Genomic DNA, 6,604 nt, shown 5'->3' on the forward strand with positions numbered 1-6,604 from the left:
ATTAAAGATATTATTCTATGCCTAACAGCCTAGCATCATGCCAGACGCCGAGTTTATTCCTCAAGCCACAGCCGATGGCTCATTTACATTTTTTTCTAAAGAATTTGATGAAGCGTTTCACAGTCAATACGGGGCGCGTCAGGAAGCCGAAAAAAAGTTTGTCGAACCGACTCAACTTCAACAAAAAGCCCAGCAACCTCGACTACGATTATTGGACATTTGCTATGGTTTGGGCTACAACACTGCAGCTGCTTTGGCAACCATTTGGCAAGTTAATCCTAGTTGTTCGGTTGAGGTCATCGCACTAGAGTCTAATCTTGGTGTACCACAAGCGGCGATCGCTCACAAACTACTGCAATCTTGGTGTCAGCCTGTAACGCAACTCCTCACTCAATTAGCAACCGAACATCAAATCCAAACGAATAATCTTAAAGCTAAACTGATTATCGGTGATGCCAGAAAGACAATTCAAGAATTGCATCAAGCCCAGCTTCAAGCTGAGGCAATTTTTCTCGATCCCTTCTCACCACCACATTGCCCGCAACTATGGACAGTAGAATTTCTTCAGCAGGTTGCTTTGTGTCTAGCCCCTGATGGACGGTTAGCGACTTATTCGTGTGCGGCTGCGGTACGAACAGCATTAATTCAAGCTGGGTTAAAAATTGGTTCGACACCACCAGTTGGTAGGCGATCGCCAGGTACAGTAGCAGCTTGGGCTATTGATTTACCTGCATTATCGTCAGAAGAACAAGAGCATCTCCTCACTCGTGCTGCAATTCCCTACCGCGATCCACAACTCAGTGATCCAGCAAGTATTATCTTACAGCGACGTCAGCAAGAGCAAAATGCTAGCTCGTTGATGTCAACATCACAGTGGAAACAACATAGAAAAAATCAGTAGAAACTCACTATAAAATACTGTGTTTAATATTGAAATAATACATATTCATAATACTTTATGAAGTTTTAAAAAAACTCACTGATGTACTCATCTCTTTCAAATCAATTTGTGCAAATTTGTATGTTTCTTTATTAAAACTTTAATAAGATTCGCTAGAAGTACTTAAGACATAAAGTTATAGTAAAAATAGGCAAAAACTCTATCTTATTTTTCACAGTTTCTTTATCTTAAGTTCAAGCAGGTTGAAACTATAAATCAAAAAGTTTCAAATACCGTTTTTATGGGTAGCATCTCACTTATAAAAATGAACTGAAGAAAAGTTCATTACAAAGATATTGCTTATATTGGTATTCTCTGCCTACATATAATTACGTTTCTTCCTAAGAGGGAGGGTGAGGATGTTAATAAGCTTTTATTGTCAGCAAACTATAAAGATGATAAGTGTTTTCAGTGCCAGAACCATCGAGCAGAGGGTAAGTGTGGGGTAGGCAACTTACCTATTATTGCTACATTTCATACTTAATTGAATTAATATCCTTATTCTGAATAAATTTCAGATGACACAATAAATACTCTCAAAATAATTCATTTATTACGTTTGCCTGTAGCTTATTGTCGAAGCCTAAATAGCAAAAGATAGCCTCTTAATACCATCTCTTGGTGTCATTTTCTCCTGTTTGGAGCATAGAGATAAAATTCCTGCTGCCTAATTGAATTTTTGCCAACTATCAAGTAAATAAGTTTCAGTATTTCTCCAAAGAAATACTATAAGCTGACGCACTCAATTAATAAAGTGTGCGTGAATGCAACTGTTTTTATATACAAATTAAAAAAACATTTTGGAGGAGTTTATGCCTTCTAATTTTTCTCGACGTGAAGTTTTAAGGCTGCTCAGTTTTCTATCCGCTGGAGCAGCTGGTGTAGGAAGTGTACCATTTATTAGCAGTCTTGTTAATAAAGCCAACGCACAAACAAGTAGTGTTTATGTTCGGGAGAATATAGCCACGTTTATGCAATCGCCTGCAAAAATTGCAGCTTTAAGGGAAGGAGTTCGGGTGATGCAGTCTCGGTCTAGTAACGATCCGACGAGCTGGATTTACCAAGCAAATATGCATGGCATTCCCAGAAACGAGTCGCGAAGATTGACAGCATGGGGTACTTGCAATCATGGGAGTTTCTTCTTCTTTCCCTGGCATCGAATGTATGTGTACTACTTTGAGCGAATTCTGCGTCAAGCATCCGGCGATCCTACTCTGGCACTTCCTTACTGGAACTATTCAGATTTCCCCGATCAGCGTCCTTTACCAGAGCCGTTTCGCAATCGACTACTACCTGACGGCTCCACTAATTCTCTTTATGTAGAACAACGCGCTCCTGGTATAAATCAAGGTACAACTGCATTAGCATCCGCTGAAGTCAGTTATAGTGCGGCTTTTCAACGCACAAACTTTTTCCATACCAGTTCTGGACAGCAAAGCTTTGGCGGTCGTAGAGCAACAAGCTCGATGCATCGCGGTTCTGGTGGAGGACTTTTAGAGGGACGACCACACAACCAAGTTCATGTAGTGGTAGGTGGTAGCAATGGCTGGATGCGTCAGGTAGAAATGGCTGCTCGCGATCCAATTTTTTGGCTCCATCATTCAAATATTGACCGCCTTTGGGGGCGGTGGCTTTCATTAGGAGGTGGAAGGGCAAATCCTCTCAATGATCGTGACTGGATGGACGATCGCTTTACCTTTTTTAACGAAAATGGCGACCGAGTGACGATGCGTGGCAGAGACATCATCGACACAGTACAGCAACTAAACTATAGATATGACGATGCCCCGCTAGGAAATCAAATGCTGGTGAGTGGAATGAGCGGTGCTGAGTCTTCTTCACAAGCAGCTGCAACTCCTCAACTGTTAGCTACAACACCTATGAATAATCAGCAAATGTTGGTAGAACTCAGAGAAGCTCCAGTAACTCTCACTTTGCGATTTCCAGAGTCACAAGGATATAGAGCGTTCAGTAATAGAACCTCAGCAGTAAGTTCTCTTACACTTAATGTTGAGAAAGTTGAATATAATCCTAGAAATTCAATTCCTTATGAGGTTTATATCAACCTGCCTCAAGGGGTTCCTCCAGACCGCAACAGTCCTTACTACGTAGGTAGATTGGCACTATTTGCACATCCCCAAAAAGCCACCTTTAGTCTTGATATTAGTGAAGCGGTAAGCGAGTTACAGCGGCTTAATCTCATAACTGGAGATTCTATCTCAGTTACGTTTGTTCCACCTGCTGGGGAGGTTAATGTATTGCAAAGGACAGATCGCGCTAGACAATTGCCAGGGGTAGTTCGTTTTGAACGAGTGACTATCACAACAGCAAACTGATCATTGCACAATCACGTCTTTAGACATAGATCGAGTAACACTGTATCAGGATAGGGGGTATCTACCAATGTACAAGTAGAAACAAATTGTAATAATTGCAAGTATTGAGAGAGGAGTAATTGATTTAAGACTTACGCAAGAACGCTCTATAAATCTTATTTTTATGTACTTCTAGATACACTGCGCAAATGGATTCTCTGCGTCATATCATGTGGGAAGCTGCTTGCGCATTTATATAGTTCGTTTGCTTAAATGTTGCAACAGTTATCTGACTATTAGCTATTAGCTTAAAGTCATAAATAATCGCGAGACTGACAACAGCTTGTCAAATAGTTTTCGCTCACAATATAGCAAAAAAATAACCAATTGGATAGGAGGAAATCAAATTACTTGCAAGCAAATCAAATATACTACAATCGGAAGAAAAGATTAAAAATACCATAGTTGCTTCAATAAGAATGTTAAGACAGACGTGTTTTAATCAAGAGAATTAACTTCATTTTTTAAGTTTATGATACTTAAAGATTAGTTTAAAATACACAACTTGCAAAGACTGCAAAGTCTGCAATCTCAAGAATTATCACTGTTTCTAAAATTAAATTTCTGAATGACTATGACAAGATACTTCAGGGAATATTTTGCTGTTTTAGGCAAAAATCTACTGTTTGTTTTCATCTTTATTGAATCATAATACTGAGTTTTTAATGACAAAAAATATGCCTAAAGACAAGATTAGTCACAGATAGCTAACACAGAACCTAGTAAAGCTGAAGATTTAGAAAACTTGTAGGCGTATAACAGAGGTTTATTACAATATGGCAATCATTCGTGGAACTGCTGGCAACAATAATTTAAAAGGTACTTCAAAAAGCGATAAAATTTATGGCTACGAAGGCAATGATACCCTCGATGGCGGTGCTGGCATTGATACTTTGATTGGTGGCATAGGCAACGATGTTTATATTGTGGACAGCCGTACAGATGTCATTATTGAAAAAGCTAATGGTGGCTATGATACAGTGCGTTCTTCTGTTAGCTATAAGCTAGGCTCTAATCTGGAAAAACTCGTCTTAACCGGAAGTGGCAATAGAGATAGCAGAGGTAATGAGCTAGACAACCTCATTATCGGTAATCGTGGCAGAAATATCCTTAGAGGGGATGCAGGAAACGATACACTCGACGGTAGTAATGACGATCGCAGTGATACCCTTTACGGAGGAGTTGGTAACGACTCGCTAATTGGTGCTAGTAAAGATAAACTTTACGGCGAAGCTGGCGACGATTACTTGACAGGGGAACCAGCAGAATTTGGAATTCCAGGCAATACGATTTATATGGATGGTGGTGACGGCAATGACTACCTCTATTCTCGTCATGATGCTGAGATGTACGGTGGCAAAGGTAATGACACAGTTACAGGTGGTACTTCGGTTTACATCGATGGTGGTGATGGCAACGATTTACTCGATGGTGATGAAAGCAGTATCGATGGCGGAAAGGGTAATGATACCTTAACTGGAAATTATAGTGGTCTTTATGGCGGTGATGGTGATGATGTTTTAAGTGGAATTGCTGCAATGGAAGGTGGTCGGGGAAATGATACTCTGACCGGAGGAGATTGGGATAGTGGCTTTATCTTCAGTAGACCAACTGATGGAATTGATACAATTACGAACTTCGCAGCAGATAAAGGTCATATAATTATTGTTTCTGCAAGTGGTTTTGGCAGTGAACTTGTAGCAGGAGAATCAATAACTACTGGACAACTGCAATTTGGGACTTCTGCTAAAGACGCTGACAATCGCTTTATTTATGACGCATCTTCTGGTGCGCTATATTTTGATGTTGATGGTAGTGTAGGTACACACAAGCAAATACAATTAGCAGTATTAGTTGGCTCTCCAGATTTAACTGCTAGTAGTATTTATGTTACGAGCTAGATGGTTTTCTTCTGCTTTTGAAGCTATCTATATCGGTTTAAAGTGAAATGACGTGACAGAGGGATTACATCGTTGATTTGTAACCTCTTTTCCTGTTTTTGCGACTTAATAGTTGCTCTTTTTTCAACGTTTGCCACTGAATTTTTAATTCTTCAACATCGGGTACTTGCCCGCCATACCGCCAACTGATGTACGCTTGACAAATTTCCTCAATGACTTTAGCAACTAGTGAAGGATAATACTGATGAGATATTCGAGCATATTCTAATGGTGTTTGGGCAGGATGTTTATGAAAGCCTTGCGTTGCTGTCCAATACAGCATTTGTTGATACAAGCGTTCCATTGGGTGTAACTTGGCTAACACTCTTTTTCTGCACCACCCACGCCATTGTTGTAAGCCAAGCCAACTTAAAAAACTGATTCCAGTAATAATAATTAAACTCGTTAAGACACCCCACCAGCCTTGAGAAAATAAAGCAATAAACCAAGCGATCGCTGCTGTTATCCAATTAAATACAACTGTAAATAGTGTATTGAGAAAACCCGCAACTGGGCTTGGCAACCAACCCGCAATCCATTGCCAAAATTTTTGTAAAATACTAAACGTTTGCGACTCTTCAACTGAAGGCGGAATTAATGGATGTCCAGGAATTGGATCGAAAGCAAACCAGCCGTATTCAGGAAAATATACTTCGGTTAATGCATACGCATCCGTATTACGCACGATGTATAAACCTGTAAAAGGATTAAATTCTCCAGGACTGAAGCCTACTGTTAGCCGCGCCGGAATGCCAATCGAACGCAGCATAATTGTTAAGACAGTAGAAAAGTGATCGGGATAACCACCTTTATGTTTAAACAGAAAAGCCTCGACTAAATCTTCGTTTTCTGTAAGATAAGGAAGAGCTAAAGGGTTTTCTGGAAAAGTATAATTTTGCTTGAGATATTGGGCGAGATATAAAGCTTGTTCGTAAGGAGATGTGAGCGCTTTTTCTGATTGTCCTACTCGTTGTTGATTGTAGTTCGCTAAGATTTCTTGTGTCTGCTGCTGTACCCGCGTGGCAATTTCTGGTGGAATTTGTAAATAATAATTACGGATATTTTGGGGGTAATTGATTGAAGCTTGTCCTAATAAAGTGCGATCGCGGTAAGGAACTTGTGAAATCACAGTGTATGTGAGATCTTTTGATAGTCCCACAGGAGATCGCAAACCGCCTTCAGGATCGACAGTGATTTCGGGTGCGGGAAAGAATATTTGCTTAGAGGATGTCTGAAAAGTCAAAGACTATACCAATCGTCTCAACATAAGACGAATCATCGCAACTTGAATCATCGCCTCAGAAGTGGCAGGTAAAACCTCATAATCTTTGCTCAGTCTCCGACACCAG

General features: G+C 40.1%; 4 protein-coding genes. 3 read left to right on the forward strand and 1 reads right to left on the reverse strand.

All coding sequences use genetic code 11. From position 1 onward, the window contains the following. Nucleotides 1-37: 37 nt before the first annotated feature. From IQ230_RS04110 to IQ230_RS27260, 3 genes are all read left to right on the forward strand, one after another. Nucleotides 38-901, forward strand: a complete 864-nt coding sequence (locus IQ230_RS04110; protein WP_193930804.1) for a tRNA (5-methylaminomethyl-2-thiouridine)(34)-methyltransferase MnmD — start codon at nucleotides 38-40, stop codon at nucleotides 899-901. A gap of 851 nt (nucleotides 902-1,752) precedes the next feature. Next, nucleotides 1,753-3,276 (forward strand): tyrosinase family protein, encoded by a 1,524-nt coding sequence (locus IQ230_RS04115; protein ID WP_193930805.1) that lies wholly within the window; start codon nucleotides 1,753-1,755, stop codon nucleotides 3,274-3,276. Between the two features lie 815 nt (nucleotides 3,277-4,091). Next, nucleotides 4,092-5,216: a calcium-binding protein gene (locus IQ230_RS27260; protein WP_193930806.1), complete on the forward strand. Its 1,125-nt coding sequence runs from the start codon at nucleotides 4,092-4,094 to the stop codon at nucleotides 5,214-5,216. Nucleotides 5,217-5,280: 64 nt separating this feature from the next. Here IQ230_RS27260 and IQ230_RS04125 read toward each other — a convergent pair whose 3' ends face one another. After that, nucleotides 5,281-6,498: a DUF4129 domain-containing transglutaminase family protein gene (locus tag IQ230_RS04125; RefSeq protein WP_228054561.1), complete on the reverse strand. Its 1,218-nt coding sequence runs from the start codon at nucleotides 6,496-6,498 to the stop codon at nucleotides 5,281-5,283. Nucleotides 6,499-6,604: the final 106 nt, after the last annotated feature.

This window comes from Gloeocapsopsis crepidinum LEGE 06123, from assembly GCF_015207655.1.
Classification (GTDB): Bacteria; Cyanobacteriota; Cyanobacteriia; order Cyanobacteriales; family Chroococcidiopsidaceae; genus Gloeocapsopsis; species Gloeocapsopsis crepidinum.